The sequence below is a fragment of the Streptomyces sp. RLB3-17 genome (genome assembly GCF_007113425.2).
GTDB classification, from domain to species: domain Bacteria; phylum Actinomycetota; class Actinomycetes; order Streptomycetales; family Streptomycetaceae; genus Streptomyces; species Streptomyces mirabilis_D.
In genome coordinates this window covers 702,146-718,667 of sequence record NZ_CP041610.2, presented here as the reverse complement: position 1 = coordinate 718,667, position 16,522 = coordinate 702,146, and the positions used below count along the sequence as shown (strand labels likewise).

Below are 16,522 nucleotides of genomic sequence, written 5' to 3'. Positions count from 1 at the left end.
CCGTGCATACGTATCACGCCAGGCGCGATCGCGAGGGTACGTCGTCGTCCCTCGCCGCCCGGACCTCGAGGGTGGTGCGTTCCCGGCAGCCACATGTCGGGCAGCCGCGCGTGTGACAGCACGGCGGTGGCCGGCCCCTCACATGCTGGGTGCGGTCCCCCCTCACACCTCACGCAGAAGATTAGATGCCTCCGGCGGATTCCGTCAGCCGATATGGCCGAAGGAGTTCTCGCTGTACGGCCATCCCGCCCTCCGAATGCGGCTCGCCGCAGCCCGCCCGGCACGCAGTCCCAGGTGTGTACCTTCTGTTGCGAGATATGTTTCGTCGGCTCGACGAATACGTATGGGCTCGGCAGGTCGTGGAATGAGTTGAGCGGGGGCGGGATGCGACCCGTGTGTACCGCCGTCTGTGTGTCAGGATGTTCCCCCGAGGCCGTTCAGCAGGGTGTCGACGACGACGTCCGCCGCTTGTCCGGGGCTCAGCTCGGGCAGCTGCCGGGACACGAGGTGCATGAGCTGGGGCAGCAGTGCGCTCGCCCATCCCTCCGGGAGTCCGGGGCGTAGGAGGCCTTCGTCGGTGGCGCGTTGGAGGAAGGCGTCGACCTCGGCGATGGATGCGTCGCGGCGTGTGTGGACAGTGTCGTCGGTGAGCATGCGGGTGAGGTCGACGGGCCAGGTGCGGTTGACGGTGATGATGTTCTCGACGTAACGGTGCAGGGCGACGGCGACGGGTGCCTCGCGCAGTCGTGCGTCCTCGATGGCGTGCTCGATGGCCGTGAGGCGGGATTCGTAGATGGCCGCCAGGAGGTCCTCGCGGGAGGCGAAGCGGCGGTAGACGGTGCGCCGGTCCACACCTGCCTCAGTGGCGATGCTCGTGATGCTGGCGCCGGGATCGGCGGCGAGCATGCGTGCTCCGGTGGTCAGGACGGCTTCCAGGTTGCGTGCTGCGTCGGCTCTCACCGCACCGAGTCTAGTGGCGGAATGTGAAGCCTGAGACATCTAACGCCTCTTGGGAGTGGAACCCTCTTCAGTAACTGCTACAGTGATGCGACACATAAGGTCACTAGCGTCATACCCATGAGTCCGATCGACTGATGGCGGTCGGCGCACCGTCCCTGTGCACCACTTCCAGAAAGGCAAGTTCCGATGTCGAAGGCACAGCAGTCCGCATCACCCAAGGCAGGTGGTGTGGCGGCCGCCATGAGCGCGCTGATCCTGGCGGTCCTCTTGGCGGCCCTGGACCAGACGATCGTCTCGACCGCGTTGCCCCGGATAGCGGAGGACCTGAACGGGTTCGACGACATCGCATGGGTCAGCGCCGCGTATTTGCTCGCGTCGACGGCGGTGACCCCGCTGTGGGGCAAGCTCGGCGACATGTTCGGCCGCAAGCGGCTGTACCTGGCCTCGACCTCGATCTTCCTGATCGCCTCGGTGGTCTGTGGCCTGGCGCGGAACCTGCCCGAGCTGATCGGCGCCCGCGTGCTGCAGGGCGTGGGCGGCGGCGGCATGATCGTGCTGACCTTCGCCCTCGTCGGTGACATCGTCGCCCCGAGCGAACGCGGTCGCTACCAGGGCATGTTCGGTTCGGTCTACGGCGTCGCCAGCATCGTCGGCCCCCTGCTGGGCGGCGTCTTCACCGACCAGCTGTCCTGGCGGTGGGCCTTCCTGGTCAACCTGCCCGTTGGCATCATCGCCCTGGCCATCGCCGCGCGGGCGCTGCCCGCGGCCACCCGGGGCGCCAAGGCCCGCATCGACTACCTCGGCGCCACCATCCTGGCCGCCATCGCCACCGGCCTGGTCCTGATCACATCTTTCGGTGAGCGCTGGGGCTGGGGCTCGCCGGCCATCGTCGGCCTGATCATCGCCACCGTCGCGCTGACCGTCGCGCTGGTGCCGGTCGAGCGCCGCGCCGCTGCCCCTGTCCTGCCGCCGGCCATGCTTGCCTCCCGGACCGTGGTCTTCTCCTCGCTGATCGGGTTCTTCGCCAACGCCGCGATGTTCTCCGTGCTGGTCTATCTGCCGACCTACCTCCAGATCGTTCACGGGGTCTCGGCCACTCTCTCCGGCATCCACATGCTGCCCCTGGTCGCCGGTCTGGTCGTCAGCCAGTCCCTGGCCGGACGCTGGGCCGCACACGTCGACCGGCTGCGAGCGATCCTCCTGGTGGGCCTGCTCGCCAACCTCGCCGGGCTGCTCCTGCTGGGCACCATCGGGGCGGCCACCAACACCCTTGTGCTGAGCGTCTACTTCCTGATCACCGGCGTCGGCATCGGCATGGTGCCCATGGTCGTGCTGACCACGGTCCAGAACAGCGTGCCCACCGCCGATCTCGGCGCGGCCAGCGCCGTGGTCACCTTCGCCCGTTCCATCGGCGCGGCCTTCGGTGTCGCTGTCTTCGGCACCCTCCTCAACACCGGCTTCGCCGACCGCACCCACGGCCTGGCGACCGCCGGCGGCTTCGACGCCGCCCGCCCCGACACCATCGGCCGTCTGCCCGCCGACCTGCGCGACACCGCACTCGACGCCTTCGACCACGCGACGGCCACCGGCTACCTCTGGATCGCCCCCACCCTCGCCGTCGGCATCCTCCTCGCCCTCTTCCTCAAGCCGGCGCGGAAGACCGCCGAGACGCCCCGTACCCCCGAGCCCGCCCCCGCCAAGGACGCCGTCCCGGCCGCCTGACCCCCGGACAACACTCCCTCGACCGGCCGACGCCCTCACCGGGTGCCGGCCGGCGGCGTTGCGGGACACCCGCGGTGCACGCCACGGTGTCGGCTACGCGCTGCCGTCTCCCGGGGCACTCTCCGAGAGCCTCTTGAGCTGGGCGACCCACAGGGGTTCAAGCGCTGGCGGTCGTCGGCTCCACCACCGCGGAACCGGTCAGCGGATGCCGGAAGGGCAGCCGGCGGTCGTCGGCCGAGACCGTCACCAGGTGGTTCCGCTCGGCGGGAACGAAGTCGTCGACGGAAGCTCGGCCAACCGCGGCCGCCTAGGTGGAGCCAGGTCACCGGTTCCGTCGAGGTCGGCGATCAGCAGCAGCTCCCGGCTGCGGTCGGGCAGGTCGGCGACGTGTGGCGAACATGACCTGGAGGCACTCGCTCAGGGGCGTGGGCGCCGCCGTCAGGATCGCGGGCTGCTCGGCGGAGCGCGCCATCGGCAGCTCCACCAGCGCCGACGGGTTGCCGCGTGCCTCGGCCGCGATGTGGCGCCGTACCGGGGGGAGACGTCGGGGTGTGCGAGTGCGAGCAGCTCGGCCGACGAAGCGTCGTCCAGCGGCTCGAGCCGGTGCTCGGACAGGTCACTCGACTCGTAGAAGCTGTCGGAGCCCTCACGGGAGGCCGCGAGGAAGCTGATACGGCTGCGGACGAGCCGTCGGGCCACGAAGCCGAGCACGGCGTTGGTCGCCCGGTCCAGCCAGGGCAGTTCGTCGATGACGAGCAGGAGCGGCGTTCGGGGGCGGAGATCAGCCGGAGCAGCAGGAGGACCGCGGTGGAGGTCAGGAGACCGTCGGGAGCAGGTCTGCAGCGGATGCCGACCGCGGCCCGCAGGGCGTCGCGGTGGACGTCGTCCAGGATGTCGAAGTCGTTGAAGAGCGGTACGAGGAGCGGCTTGAGACCGGCGTAGTTGATGTCTGCCTCGATCCGCATGCCGGCCGCGCGCAGGACTCGGACGCCGTTGTGCGCGGCGCCGGTCGTCACCGTGTCGAGCACGGTGGTCTTGCCCACCCCCGCCGCACCAGAGGGCAGCAGTGCCGCCCCCTGGACCTCCGAATTGCCGAAGAAGGAGTGGATGAACCTTGTCGCAATTCCGAATTGCGGTTCGGCCCGGCCCCGGGGGAGGGCTACCGCTGTGCGCCGGCCTGGCGCAGATGGCGCCTGACATCGCCGACGAGGCTGATGCGGACCTGCCGCTCCACGAAGCGCCACTGCCCAGCACGGCGCTCGAAGCGGTCGTGGTAACGGCCACCGGCAATGGGTTGCAGCGGCAGATCGGGCAGCGCCTGCAACACGGTGACGTATGAACGCGAGACCGCCGTACCCGTCTGTTCGTCGACCTCGATGGCGACATTGGTCGTCACATGCTGGGTTCGCGGTGTGCCGTCCTCGTAGAGGATCACAGTGTCCTGGAACATCTTCTCGATCGCGTCGCGGCCGCTCACCGGCTCGCCGCTGCCGGTGAAGGTGGCGTCGGCGAGAAGGACTCCGAGCCCCGCGAAATCTCCGCCGTCCACGAGCTCGGCGTAACGTGCGATGAGGTTCTCGATGGCCCGGTGGCTCGACGCCGGATCGGCGGGCATGCGGGTGGACGCAGACATGGTTTCCTCCAGGCGACATGGGCCATCTTCAGTGTGCTGCCCTGTTGACAGAGCAGCACCCGGGTGGGGGCGTGCGGGTTCACCTGCCCGGAACGCGGCCGGGCCGCTGGGCACGCCGGCCGCACGCACGACGGTCGCGCGCTGGGTCCCTCCGGCGGTCAGGTGGTCACGGTGTCCTGTCCTTCGCCCGGCCGGGTTCCGCCCGCTCCGCGGTCCAGGAGGTGAGGATGCGCAGGGCGTCGTGGGCGGGGCTGTCGGGTTGCGCGGTCAGGACCATCAGGCGTTGTCCGGCGCCGTCGGGGCCGGCCCAGGTGTCGCAGTCGAGGGTGGGGTCGCCCACCAAAGGGTGGCGGTACTGCTTGGTGCCGTAGGTCGCGCTGTTGACGCGGTGTTCGGCCCACCAGGTGCGGAAGTCCGCGTCCTGGATCGTCAGTTCGCCGACGAGGCGGGCGCGTCGGGGTCAGCCGCGGCCTCCATGCGCAAAGCGGCGACGGCGGCGCGGGAGTCGTGTGCCCCATCCTGGTGCATCCCGCGGATCGCGGGGTCGGTGAACAGGGTGGGTGTGTGGGTGAGTTGGTCGAGGAGGCGGCGCATGGCGGGCCGTGTGCGTTGGGCGGGTCGGCGGTGGCGTGGGCGTGCGTAGGCGGCCGGCGAGTTCGTAGACGTAATGCCGCTGGTCGTCGTCGAGGCGCAGGGCGCGGGCCAGGGTGGTGAGGACGGGGGCGGAGGCGCGGACGCGGCCCTGTTCGAGGCGGGTGTAGTAGTCCACGCTGATCGCGGCGAGTTGGGCGACCTCCTCGCGGCGCACTCCCGCGACCCTGCGCGCGGAGTCCGTCTCCGGCAGGCCGCACTCCCGCGGATCCAGCTGCGCCCGACGGGCCCTGAGAAAGGCACCGAGCGCCCGGGGGTCGGAGCGTGAGGTCATGGCGTCCATTCTTGTGCGGGCCGCACACCTGTGTGGTGTGCCGTTGATGTCCCGAGGACGGCGGGACCTGGAGTCCCGCCGTCCTTCGAGGGGTGTCAGCGGGCGGTGGCGTGGGCGGCCCGCTCGATCACGTCCGCCACCAGGCGGGGGTGGGAGACGGCGACCGAGTGGGAGGCGGCGACCTCGGTGGTGTGCGCGTGGGCGCGCTTGGCCATGAAGCGCTGGACGGCGGCGGGGATGTTGAGGTCGCGGGTGGTGACAACGTCCCAGCTGGGCTTGGTCTTCCAGGCCGCGGTGGTGGCCTTCTCCTCCAGGGCGGCCTGGGCGATGGGACGCTGCTCGGCGGCCATCAGGGCGGCCTGCTGGGCGGGCACGTCAGCGGCGAACTGGTGACGGAACTTGTCCTGCTGGATGTACAGGTCGGTGGCGGTGGAGCCGTCGGCCTGCTTGTAGGTGACCGGATCGAGGGCGTCGGGGAGGGTGGAGCCCGGGTATTTGTTGGTGAGCTCCAGGGCGCTCTCGCCGGGGGCGGGCAGGAAGGCGGCGACGTAGACCAGGGCCTTGACCTCGGGGTCGTCGGTGGCGGCCTGGCTGATGACGTTGCCGCCGTAGGAGTGGCCGACGAGGATCTTCGGGCCTTTGACGTGGTCGAGGACCGTGCGCAGGGCGGCGGCGTCGGAGGCCGGGCCGCGCAGCGGGTTGGCGGCGGCGATGACCGGGTAGCCGTCGGCGCGCAGGTCAGCGATGACGCCGTTCCAGCTGGAGCCGTCGGCGAACGCGCCGTGCTCCAGGACGATGGTCGGCTTGGCGTGTCGGCCTGCGTCGGCGGCCTCGGCGGCCTCGGCGGTCTCGGCGGTCTTGGCCGCGCCGTTGGCGGTGCCGCTGAGGGCGAACGCACCGAACGCGAGACCCGCCGTGACCGTCGAGACCACACCCGTTACCAGCCGTTTGCGTCCACCCTTGATGCTCACCACGACAAACCCCTCTCAGGCATTTCCTCGGTATACGGGCGGGCCGGTCCTACCGGCTTTCGTCACCGCCCTGGCAGGTGATGAATCTGTCATGCGATCCGTCACCCGTCAAGATGGTGACGGAAGGGTGTGGAGCTTCCGGCGCGCGAGCCTGGAGCCCGCACGGACAGACGCGGACAGAAAGGTGAGGTGTCATGAGCGACGTCGAGGAGAAGGCGCTGCTGGCGGGTGGCGAGCTGATCCGGGCGCTGGCCGGTGTGGAGCGCACCCGGGTGGGCTACAGCGGCGACGACGACAAGCCCGATCCCACCTATCGCGACCACGGAAAACACGCGGAGTCGATCGAGATCACCTTCGATCCCGCGGTCACCGACTACCGCACGATCCTGGAGTGCTTCTTCCAGATCCACGACCCGACCACGAGGAACCGGCAGGGCAACGACATCGGCCTCACCTACCGCTCCGCCATCTTCTACCTTGACGACGAGCAGCGCCGCATCGCGCAGGACACCATCGCCGACGTCGACGCGTCCGGGCTGTGGCCGGGACCGGTGGTGACCGAGGTGGTGCCGGCCGGCCCGTTGTGGGAGGCCGAGCCGGAGCACCAGGACTACCTCCAGCGCTACCCGGACGGCTACACCTGCCATTTCCCGCGGCCGAACTGGCGCCTGCCCAGGCGCGGCGAGTCCTGAACACCGGCGCGGCCGGGAGGGACGATGCCCTTCCCGGCCGCGCATCCGGGCCCGGCGCACACATGTGCCGCTGCGGGCCCGGCAGGCCGTCCGGCCGGCTCTCTGGACTCCGCGGGCAGCGTGATCCGCGGCCCGTGCGCCTCCTTCAGGTGCTCGGTGGGGATCGGTTCGGGGAAGGCGGCCATCATCATGGACGTCTCCCTGCCAGGAGGAACTCCACCTGGGCGTGACCGACGCGGTGTGCGGGGGCCGGGTCGGTCACGGGTGCGGATCTTAGAGGTGGTCGGCGTCGACCACGGCCTGGGCGAAGGTGGTGGGCGCTTCCTGTGGCAGGTTGTGGCCGATGTTCGCGATGGTGCGGTGCTGGTACGGGCCGGTGAAGTGGTCGCGGTAGGTGGAGCCGCCGCCGGCCGGGGTGAAGGGGTCGAGTGCCGCGTCGAGGGTGACCGTGGGAACGCCGATGGGGGGCTGGGCCGCGAGGAGCTTCTCGTAACGGTCGTAGCGTCGCTCCCCCTCGATGAGGCCGATGCGCCAGCGGTAGTTGTAGAGGACGACGGCGGCGTAGTCGGGGTTCTTGAAGGCCTGGGCCGTGCGCTGGTAGGTGGCGTCGTCGAAGTTCCAGTTGGGGGAGACGAGGGTCCACACGTAGCGGCACAGCGCGATGCGCTTGTCGACGTTCTCCATGGTCTTCTTGCCGCGCTCGGAGGCGAAGTACCACTGGTACCACCAGTTGTGCTCGACGGCCGGGAGGGCGGGCTCCAACTGCGCCTTGCGGTCGGTGATGAGGTAACCGCTGGTGGAGACAAGGGCCTTGACGCGCTCGGGCCACAGGGCGGCGATGATGTCGGCGGTGCGCGAGCCCCAGTCGAAGCCGGCGAGGACGGCCTTGTGGATCTTGAGGGCGTCCATCAGGGCGATGATGTCGAGCGCGATGGCGGACTGCTCCGCGGTGCGGGGAGTGTTCCGGGACAGGAAGCGGGTGCTGCCGTGTCCGCGCAGGTAGGGAACGATGACGCGGTAACCCTGGTCGGCGAGGAGCGGGGCTACGTCGACGAAGCTGTGGATGTCGTAGGGCCAGCCGTGCAGGAGGAGGACGACCGGGCCGTGGGCGGGACCGGCCTCGGCGTAGCCGATGTCCAGGACCCCCGCCTTGACCTGCTTGATCGTGCCGAACTCGGTGTGGGTGCCCGGGGTGACGGCGGGCACGGTGGGGATGGAAGCGCCGCCCGGCTCGTGTGCGGCGGTCGCGGCGGATGCGCTGGTCTGCAGGCCGGACAGTGAGACCGCCGCCGCGCCGGTGCCCAGGCTGACGGCCTTGCTGAAGGTACGCCTGTTGATCATGTGATGCCCTCCGTCGTGCGTTTCCGGTGACCGGCCCGAGCCCGGGAAAACTCCCGCTCATATCGGCGGAACGAGATCCCCGCGGCCTTGACGCGACGACCCTCGCACACCCCTCGTCACCTGTCAAAGGGGTGACGGATAGTGGATTCGATGAGGACGGGCGGCAGATCCGAGGCTGTTCCTCTCGGTGAGCGGGACCGGCGGCACACACTCTCGTCCGCAACGAAACCGGACACATCAGCCATATGACGGTCAGCCGCGGAGGGCGACACGGGAGCCGCGTGGAGGTGCATGTGGCCTTCGTCATCACGCGGGCTCGTGACGTGGGGCGCCGATGTCGCACAGATACGTGTCGACCGCCACGTCGGCCGCCCGCTCAGGGCTCAGATGTACCTCCTGTAGAGGATCGCGACTTTGAGGTCACTGTTATGTGTATCTAAAGAATATAAGTGCTACATTGATGTGGCAGTTGAATCCCGACTGAACTGAACCGAAAACACCGGAAGAGAGAAAGCGCATGATCACCTACGACCGGCTTTTCATCGGAGGTTCCTGGGTCGAGCCGAGCAACCCGGAGCTGCTCGACATCGCCTCGCCGCACGACCGGTCGGTGGTCGGCCGTGCCGCGCAGGCGCACCCGGCGGACATCGACCGCGCGGTTGCCGCGGCACGGGCGTCCTTCGAGGCCGGCGCGTGGCGTCTGACACCGCCCGCGGAGCGGATCGCGGTCCTGCGGCGATTCAACGCACTGCGCGAGAAGAACGCGGAGAAGATCGCACACCTGATCTCGCTGGAGAACGGTTCGGCCGGATGGTTCACCCGCGCCGGACAGCCCGGCCTGACCCGGCAGGCGAACGCCTACCTGAAGGCGGCCGAGCAGTTCGGTTGGGAGGAGACGCTCGTGCCCTCCGACCCGGCGTCCCCGGTGCGCAGCGTGGTGCGCCGCGAGGCGATCGGCGTCGTGGCCGCGGTGATCCCGTGGAACTCGCCCTTCTCCTCGGCCACTTCGAAGATCATCCCGGCCCTGGTCGCCGGCAACTCCGTGGTCCTGAAGGTGTCCCCGGAGAACTCGCTGAGCATGGGCTTCCTGGCCGAGCTGCTGGAGCAGGTGGGCCTGCCCGAGGGCGTGATCAGCGTCCTGCCCGCGGACCGGGAGACCAGTGAGTACCTGGTCTCACACAAGGACGTCGACAAGATCGCCTTCACCGGCTCGACACGGGCGGGCCGCCGTATCGCCTCGATCGCGGGCGAGCAGCTCAAGCGGGTCAGCCTGGAGCTGGGCGGCAAGTCCGCCGCCATCATTCTTCCCGACGCAGACATCGAGAAGGCCGTCGCGGGCGTCAAGTTCGGCTCCCTGCTCAACAACGGCGAGTCGTGCATCGCCCAGACCCGGATCCTGGCCCCGCGCAGCCGGTACGAAGAGGTCGTGGCCGCGCTGAAGGAACTGGTGGAGTCGCTGAAGGTGGGCGACCCGAACGACCCCGACACCTTCATCGGCCCGATGATCCGCCCCGACCAGCAGGAGCAGGTACGCACCTACATCCAGCTCGGCATCGAGGAGGGCGCCCGCTTGGTCGCTGGCGGCCCGCAGATCCCCGAGGGCCTGGAGAAGGGCAACTACGTCACGCCCACCGTCTTCGCCGACGTAGACAACTCCATGCGGATCGCGCAGGAGGAGATCTTCGGTCCGGTCCTGGTGGTCATTGCCTACGACGACGAGGACGACGCGGTCCGCATCGCCAACGACTCCGAGTACGGCCTCTCCGGCGGCGTCTGGTCCTCCGACGAGGAGCGCGCCCTGACGGTCGCCCGCCGCGTCCGCACCGGCACCATCACCGTCAACGGCGCCTCCGTCGCCTTCGACGGCCCGTTCGGGGGCTTCAAGGCCAGCGGCATCGGCCGCGAGTACGGCGCGGTCGGCCTCGGCACCTACACCGAGTACAAGACCATCACCGTCTGACCCCCCGGCGTCCAAGAGGGTCGGTTCCGGCGAACTGGGACGGCTGCCCGTACGCCACCTACGACGGGCTCCCGGTCACCGGCGTCGGCCTGCGCAACGCCGGAGCCTGACCTTCTGACCGACCTGGCCCCGTGAAGACGTGTGTCCCGCTCCGAAGAGACCGGCGCGGGACACACGTGCGTGCATGACCCCTAAGGTCATTCAGTGACGAGTAGCGAAGCGACCCGTTCCCCCGTCTTCGACGGCACCCGTCCGACAACGCAGCCCAAAGACTGGCAGGAACGACTTCGGAGATTCGGATACGTCGCACGCCCGGGGACCGACATCCGCGAGCGTCTTGTTTCCGCCCTTTCCGAAGCCGCCGGCCTGTCAGTGCGAGCTCACACGTCTCGATCCGGCACGGGCGTACCGTGTCGCGAAGGCGATGGACCGGCTGGGGCCGGTAATCGTCGCCGTCCTGGCCGGGGCAATCCGCTTCTGGCACCTTGGCCGGCCGCGGGCGGTCGTATTCGACGAGACGTACTACGCCAAGGACGCCTGGTCCCTGCTGCGGCTCGGCTACGAGAGCACCTGGCCGGACCGCAAGATCGCCGACCCGCAGATACTCGCCGATCCCCAGGTGATCCCGCTCTCCGACACCGGGTCCTTCGTCGCGCACCCGCCGACGGGCAAGTGGGTGATCGCCCTCGGCGAGTGGATGTTCGGCCTGACCCCGTTCGGCTGGCGCTTCATGACGGCGGCCCTGGGCACTCTGTCGGTGCTGATGCTGTGCCGAATAGGACGCCGCCTGTTCCGTTCGACCCTGCTGGGCTGCCTGGCCGGAGCACTGATGGCGATGGACGGTCTGCACGTGGTGATGAGTCGCACCGCTCTGCTCGACCTCGTCGTCATGTCCTTCGCACTGGCGGCGTTCGGATGCCTGCTCATCGACCGGGACCGTGCACGAGCCCGGCTCGAGGCGGCCTTACCGGTGGACGAGGACGGGCGGGTACGCCCGGACGGACACACAGGTGACCATGCCCGGACGAGGCTGTGTCCCTGGCGGTTCGCAGCCGGCCTCTTCCTGGGACTGGCGGCCTCCACCAAATGGAACGGCCTGTACTTCTTCGCCTTCTTCGTGATCCTTGGCCTGCTGTGGGACGTCGGCGCTCGCCGCGTAGCGGGAGCGCGCCGCCCCTACCGCGCGGTGCTGCGCAAAGACCTCAACTGGTCGGTGCTGTCCCTCGTCCCGGTCGCCGTGGTGACGTATCTGGCGACATGGACCGGCTGGTTCCTGTCCGGCAACGGCTACGGACGCCACTGGGCGGACGGCCGCGGCGGCACCTGGTCGTGGATTCCGGCCTCGCTGCGCAGCCTGTGGCACTACGAGTACGGGGTGTACCAGTTCAATGTGGGGCTGCACACTCCCCACAAGTGGCAGTCGAATCGCTGGAGTTGGCTGGTCCTGGGCCGCCCTGTGCTGTTGCACTACGAGGCGCCGAAACCCGGGACGGACGATGGGCGCTGCGCCGAGACTGGCGCGCCGGCGCCATCCTGTGTGCGATGGGTGCCGGCTATCTGCCCTGGTTCCTGCACCAGGACCGCACGATCTTCTCCTTCTACGCGGTCGTCTTCGTGCCGTACCTGTGCCTGGCCGTGGCGATGATGCTGGGAGCCCTGCTTGGTCCGCCGGGAGTGACTGACAAGCGCCGCACACGAGGCACGGTGGCCGCAGGCGTGCTGGTCCTGCTCATCGCCTGGACCTTCATCTACTTCTTCCCGATCTACACCGGGCAGACGATCCCGTACGCCGACTGGCGCGCCAGGATGTGGCTCGACATCTGGATCTGAGACCGGCCGCACAGTCGTTGTCGCGCTCGCCCATCTCGTGGGCGAGCGGGTGGCCGGACGCCATGGAAGATGATCGCGGCCGGCACCTCACGGTCCCCGGCCCGCCACCGGCCCCCGCCCTGCGGCTCGTGCACCATGGTCTCCGGCACCACTCGACGGAAAGAGCTCCCACAACTCACTGATCAGAGGGCGACTCTGCCCTCCGCATCCGCCTCCTCCGCCCGCGAACGACCCGCCCACGCACGGGCCACCACCAGCGCGAGCCCCGACAGGCGCCGATCCCCGCGTAGACGACGGCCACATCAAGGTTGGACCACGCGTCGACCAGGGCGACATACCCGGAGGAACACGGGTCGAGGTCCGGTGAGCCCGCCGAGCTGGAACTCACCGGATCCACGCCGTACCCCCAGCGGTGTCGGACCGGCAGGTACGGGGCCTCTGCGCGTACCTGTCTGAAGGCCGTGCCGCACGGCGGCAGATCTCCGGCGTCGTCCGGATGATCGAGGAGAGCCAGGGATCGTAGGGACCCGGCTCCGGAACTACGGGACCGGACCCGATTTCCCCTTCCATCGGGGAAATCGGCGTGAATGCTCCGGGCGGCAGAACTCATGGAGAGAGCAGCGCCCTGAGACGGCAGGTCTGAGATGCCGCGGCGCTGTCAGGCCTGGAAGACCCGGTAGCTCAGCGCCGCCCAGGGTAGGTCGGTCTGAGTCAGCGAGCCGCGCTCCACGGGGTGGCGACGAGCTCGATCGGGACGCCGACGAGGCTGCCGTACTCGGTCCAAGAGCCGTCGCAGTTCTTGACGTTCTCCACGCCCGGCAGCTCGTGCAGGACGAACCAGGTCAGCGCGGAGCGCTCACCGATGCGGCGGTAGGCGATGGTGTCCTCGCCAAGTCCACCTGATCCTCGGCGTGGAGCTCGTTGAGCTCGTTGTCCGACTTGAAGGTGCCGTTGTCGTTGGCGTTGTTCCACCACGGGAGTTGTGTGCGGACGGGACGTGGCCCGGACACCGCCTGGCCAAGGCCCCCGGCGATCTCCGTTACGCGGAGCTGGAGAAACGGTTGCTGGAGCAGCCGAAGATCATCGTTCCTGCCGTGACGCTGGATGGAGAGGCTGACGGTGTCATCCCGCCGACCGGCGGAAGCGGCTACGCCGCCCACTTCTCGGGCCCCTGGAAGCACTACGTCGTCCCGGGGGTCGGCCGCAACCACCCCAGGAGCGGCCCGAGGCCTTCACCGCCACGATCCTCGAAGCCGACGTCACGGGGTAACCGGCCCGCGCCCGACCGTCACCACCTTGACAGGTGACGAATGGAGGAGCATGCTCATCGTCGTCCAAGGCAACAAGCAGGACGCCGGCCGCGATCGACGAAGTGGAGCACGGCCATGAACAAGAAGCCCACCACGGACGCCGCGGCGGCGGTACGGCACGCGCGATACGGCAGGCTTCCCGAGCGCATCCGCTTCGAGGACATGACCGAAGAGGTAGAGGCGGCGCCGGGCGGCGGGGCGAGTGCATCGTACGACCCCGAAGGCTCGTGGAAGTTCTACTCGTGCCTCGCCCTCGACCTGGGGCTGTAGGCATCCGGCACAGCATGCCGGGACCACGCCTACCGACGCGGCCTTCGCCCTGTCGACCGGGCACTTTCCCCGGCTGGGCCCGGCGACTGGCCTTTCGGCGTCGCGTGGGTAGCCCTGTACTACGGCGAACGCCTACGCCGTCGGCGTGCGACGGAGGAAGCTCGCGAGCAACCGGTCAAGGCGTCCGAGGCGTTCAACGAGCTCGGAGCGGAACCGTGGGCGGCCCGCGCCACGGCTGAACTCCGCGCCGGCGGTCACCCCGCAGCCGCCACCGCCCAACCGGGCAAGGGGACGCTGACCGCTCAGGAATGGGAGGTCGCGAGGCCGGCCGCCACCGGGCGGACCAACAAGCAGATCGCCGAGCGACTGTTCCTCCCGCCCGATCATAGACATCCCCTGGTACCGGATTTGTCCCAGACTCGTCGTCGACTCCCGAGCCGCGCTGTGAGACGCTCTGGCCGCTCTCGACCTCGAGGATGTCGACGGAGATGGCCCGACGACCGCACCGTCACAGCGAGTTGGGCCATCGGACTCGCCTGGCGGTCAGCAGGGCGCCGGCGTACGACAACTTGGCCGCCACACCCCAGGACGCCACCCCAAGCAACCAGCCACCCAGCGTGCCCGGTCGGCCCGGCGAGGCGCACGGCACGCCGCATCCGGGGCCGGCGTGGTGTTCGCGCTGGGGGGACGCGCAGACACGCACCCGCCCGGCATGCCGCCGCGCCGACGCCTGCAGCCGGTGCTGGGCGTCATGCAGGTTGCCCAGGATCACCTCGGTGTGACGGCCGGCATCTTCCCGGCCTCGGTGACATGCATCCGTCGGCCATTACGGGTGAACTCGGCTGTTACGGGTGAACGGGGCATGCCCGCCTCCCGCTCGAGCGCCCGGATCTCCTGAGTGGCAGCGGACTGGGTGCAGCTCGAGGCGTGCGGGCAGCGTTGCCGACCGCGGTGTGTAGCCGGTCGGAGGGGCACGGGTCCGCCGTGGGGGAGGGGCAGCCACCGAAAGCCTCCAATCACCACCTTGACGGGTGACGAAAGCGGCTGCCATGATTGCGTCACCGCCTCAACCGGTGACGAAAAGAGTGTCCTGGTCGGCAGGCGACCAAAGACCTTTCGACCCAGATGGGGAGCACCAGTCATGGCAGTCAGCTACACCGCCGTTGTCGACGTCGACGGAGAGGGCCGGAACGGCGGTCGTGTCCGCTCCTCCGACGGTCTGCTGGAGACCGGCCTCGCCCTCCCCAAGGAGCTCGGCGGTGCGGGCACCGCGACCAACCCCGAGCAGCTCCTCGCCGCCGGCTGGGCCGCCTGCTTCCTCGGCGCCCTGCGCCGCGCCGCGACCATCCGCAAGATACGGCTCACCAGCACCACCATCACCGCCGAGATCACCCTCACCCACGGCGACGACGGCGAGTTCTCCCTCTCCGCGGTTTTCAACCCTGTTCTCGGCGGTGTCGACCAGGCCACCGCCGAGGAGCTCGCGCACGCCGCCCACCAGATCTGCCCGTACTCCAAGGCCACGCGCGACAACATCCCGGTCATCATCAACGTCGGCGTCGCCGCCTGATCTATCCCTCCCCTCGACCGCGGGTCCCGCGTTCCCCCTGCACGGGACCCGCCACCCCCTCAGCCGTACTCACACCGCCGACCGAAGAGCGAGGGCAGGACATGGCTTCCATGACGCACACACACGTACAGACCGCACCGCAACCTCGTTCGGATCTCCACCGTGTCTCCGGCGAGGTGCCGTCCCGAGCCGCGGGAGGCTCCGAGGACCGGGACTGGCCAAGGGACACCCAGGTGTGGAACTGGGCCGAGGGCGCGGCGCTGTCGGGGTACGGCCCGGTGGCCTCGAGCTTCATCTGACCGGCGGCACCACGCGAAAGGCCCGGTCGGCACCGGATCGTGCCGGACCGGTCACCTCGCTACGAAGGGAACGTCAGTGGTGCCGGCCGATGACGACAGTGATCAGGTCGGTGCCCTTGTCGAGGGCATCGAACTGAGCTGGCACGCCGTCAGTCTGAGGGGCCGTCATGACAGCGGTGGTGGCACCCGAGCACCTGACGTCCGTGCACCCACCGTCAGGGCGCGGCCGGCGCGGGAGGTGGGAGAGGTTCTTCTCAAGATCTGTCCTCCCGTGATCGGTCGATGACCTCCGTCGTGCGCGCGCCTTGCTGAAGGCGGAGCGCCGAACCTTCACACGTATCCGGACGCCGTCAGGTGCTCTGGCTTCAGTAACGAGTAGTCAACGCTGTCGAGCCACACCCTCAGATGACTGAAGCGGCACATGTCGATCGCGGCCGACACTTGAGAGCTCGGTGCTCGCCGACGTATGTGAGCACCGCTGACGGGTGTGGTCTCGAGCGACCCAAAACCCATGACCGAACCATCGAAAGCGAGATCACAGCCATGGACATGAAGCTGGAAGTCGTCATTCTGCCCGTCTCCGACGTGGACCGAGCCAAGGGCTTCTACGTGGAGCAGCTCGGCTGGCGCCTCGATGCCGACTTCCCGATCAACGACGGCTACCGGATCGTGCAGGTGACGCCGCCCGGCTCCGAGTGCTCGATCATCTTCGGGGAGGGCCTCACCCGGCAGGAGGCGGGCACGCTCCACGGCCTCCAGCTGACCGTCACCGACATCGTCACGGCCCAGGAGGAGCTGACCTCCCGCGGTGTGGAGGTCTCTGGCCCCTTCCGCGACGAGACCGGCGCCTTCCACCACGCCGGTGACTCCCACCGAGTGCCCGGCCTGCACCCCGAGCGGGTCAGCTACGGCACCTTCGCCGCCTTCAAGGACCTCGACGGCAATGAGTGGTTCCTCCAGGAGGTCACCGAGCGCGCCCCCGGCCGCTGAGAGCCACCACGGACCACGGCACCCATCCGACCGGCATCCAGCCACTGGA

General features: G+C 69.2%; 13 protein-coding genes and 3 pseudogenes. 9 read left to right on the top strand and 7 right to left on the bottom strand.

Going from position 1 to position 16,522, the window contains the following annotated elements:
- Window positions 1–414: 414 nt before the first annotated feature.
- Window positions 415–906, bottom strand: coding sequence for a TetR/AcrR family transcriptional regulator (locus FNV62_RS03525; protein WP_143605139.1), 492 nt, complete (start codon window positions 904–906; stop codon window positions 415–417).
- Window positions 907–1,146: 240 nt separating this feature from the next.
- Here FNV62_RS03525 and FNV62_RS03520 point away from each other — a divergent pair, with 240 nt between their 5' ends.
- Entirely contained in the window at window positions 1,147–2,682 is a 1,536-nt protein-coding gene (locus tag FNV62_RS03520; protein ID WP_205523116.1) for an MDR family MFS transporter, read from the top strand.
- A 438-nt stretch (window positions 2,683–3,120) separates the two neighbouring features.
- Here FNV62_RS03520 and FNV62_RS55290 read toward each other — a convergent pair whose 3' ends face one another.
- The 4 genes and pseudogenes from FNV62_RS55290 to FNV62_RS03500 form a co-directional block, all read right to left on the bottom strand.
- A complete protein-coding gene (locus FNV62_RS55290; RefSeq protein ID WP_225900122.1) occupies window positions 3,121–3,393 on the bottom strand; it encodes a hypothetical protein in 273 nt (90 codons plus the stop codon).
- A gap of 448 nt (window positions 3,394–3,841) precedes the next feature.
- Window positions 3,842–4,315, bottom strand: a complete 474-nt coding sequence (locus FNV62_RS03510) for a nuclear transport factor 2 family protein (RefSeq protein ID WP_143599879.1) — start codon at window positions 4,313–4,315, stop codon at window positions 3,842–3,844.
- Between the two features lie 166 nt (window positions 4,316–4,481).
- Window positions 4,482–5,240, bottom strand: a pseudogene (locus FNV62_RS03505) (helix-turn-helix domain-containing protein).
- Window positions 5,241–5,335: 95 nt separating this feature from the next.
- A complete protein-coding gene (locus FNV62_RS03500; protein ID WP_205523115.1) occupies window positions 5,336–6,214 on the bottom strand; it encodes an alpha/beta fold hydrolase in 879 nt (292 codons plus the stop codon).
- 191 nt (window positions 6,215–6,405) lie between these two features.
- Between FNV62_RS03500 and msrA the strand changes: the two genes are divergently transcribed.
- On the top strand, window positions 6,406–6,903 hold the full coding sequence (msrA, locus tag FNV62_RS03495; protein WP_143599878.1) for a peptide-methionine (S)-S-oxide reductase MsrA: 498 nt from the start codon (window positions 6,406–6,408) through the stop codon (window positions 6,901–6,903).
- Between the two features lie 273 nt (window positions 6,904–7,176).
- On the opposite strand, the gene FNV62_RS03490 is transcribed toward msrA, so the two are convergent.
- Complete coding sequence (locus tag FNV62_RS03490; protein ID WP_143599877.1) at window positions 7,177–8,244, bottom strand: alpha/beta fold hydrolase; 1,068 nt, start codon at window positions 8,242–8,244, stop codon at window positions 7,177–7,179.
- Between the two features lie 517 nt (window positions 8,245–8,761).
- On the opposite strand from FNV62_RS03490, the gene FNV62_RS03485 reads away from it, so the two are divergent.
- Both FNV62_RS03485 and FNV62_RS03480 read left to right on the top strand, forming a co-directional pair.
- Window positions 8,762–10,204 carry an aldehyde dehydrogenase gene (locus tag FNV62_RS03485; protein ID WP_144314652.1) on the top strand — a complete coding sequence of 481 codons (1,443 nt, stop codon included), beginning with the start codon at window positions 8,762–8,764 and terminating at the stop codon, window positions 10,202–10,204.
- Between the two features lie 204 nt (window positions 10,205–10,408).
- Window positions 10,409–12,034 (top strand): annotated as a pseudogene (locus tag FNV62_RS03480) (dolichyl-phosphate-mannose--protein mannosyltransferase).
- 711 nt (window positions 12,035–12,745) lie between these two features.
- On the opposite strand, the pseudogene FNV62_RS03475 reads toward FNV62_RS03480, so the two are convergent.
- Window positions 12,746–13,040, bottom strand: a pseudogene (locus FNV62_RS03475) (sulfurtransferase); the annotation flags it as partial.
- A gap of 379 nt (window positions 13,041–13,419) precedes the next feature.
- Here FNV62_RS03475 and FNV62_RS03470 point away from each other — a divergent pair.
- From FNV62_RS03470 to FNV62_RS03445, 5 genes are all read left to right on the top strand, one after another.
- Window positions 13,420–13,614 (top strand): hypothetical protein, encoded by a 195-nt coding sequence (locus FNV62_RS03470; protein WP_143599875.1) that lies wholly within the window; start codon window positions 13,420–13,422, stop codon window positions 13,612–13,614.
- Between the two features lie 114 nt (window positions 13,615–13,728).
- A complete protein-coding gene (locus FNV62_RS55285; RefSeq protein WP_225900800.1) occupies window positions 13,729–14,469 on the top strand; it encodes a helix-turn-helix transcriptional regulator in 741 nt (246 codons plus the stop codon).
- A 286-nt stretch (window positions 14,470–14,755) separates the two neighbouring features.
- A complete protein-coding gene (locus FNV62_RS03460) occupies window positions 14,756–15,184 on the top strand; it encodes an organic hydroperoxide resistance protein (protein WP_144314651.1) in 429 nt (142 codons plus the stop codon).
- A gap of 110 nt (window positions 15,185–15,294) precedes the next feature.
- Complete coding sequence (locus FNV62_RS03455; protein WP_225900121.1) at window positions 15,295–15,483, top strand: hypothetical protein; 189 nt, start codon at window positions 15,295–15,297, stop codon at window positions 15,481–15,483.
- 543 nt (window positions 15,484–16,026) lie between these two features.
- Window positions 16,027–16,473, top strand: a complete 447-nt coding sequence (locus FNV62_RS03445) for a VOC family protein (protein WP_143599872.1) — start codon at window positions 16,027–16,029, stop codon at window positions 16,471–16,473.
- The last annotated feature ends 49 nt before the right edge of the window (window positions 16,474–16,522 follow it).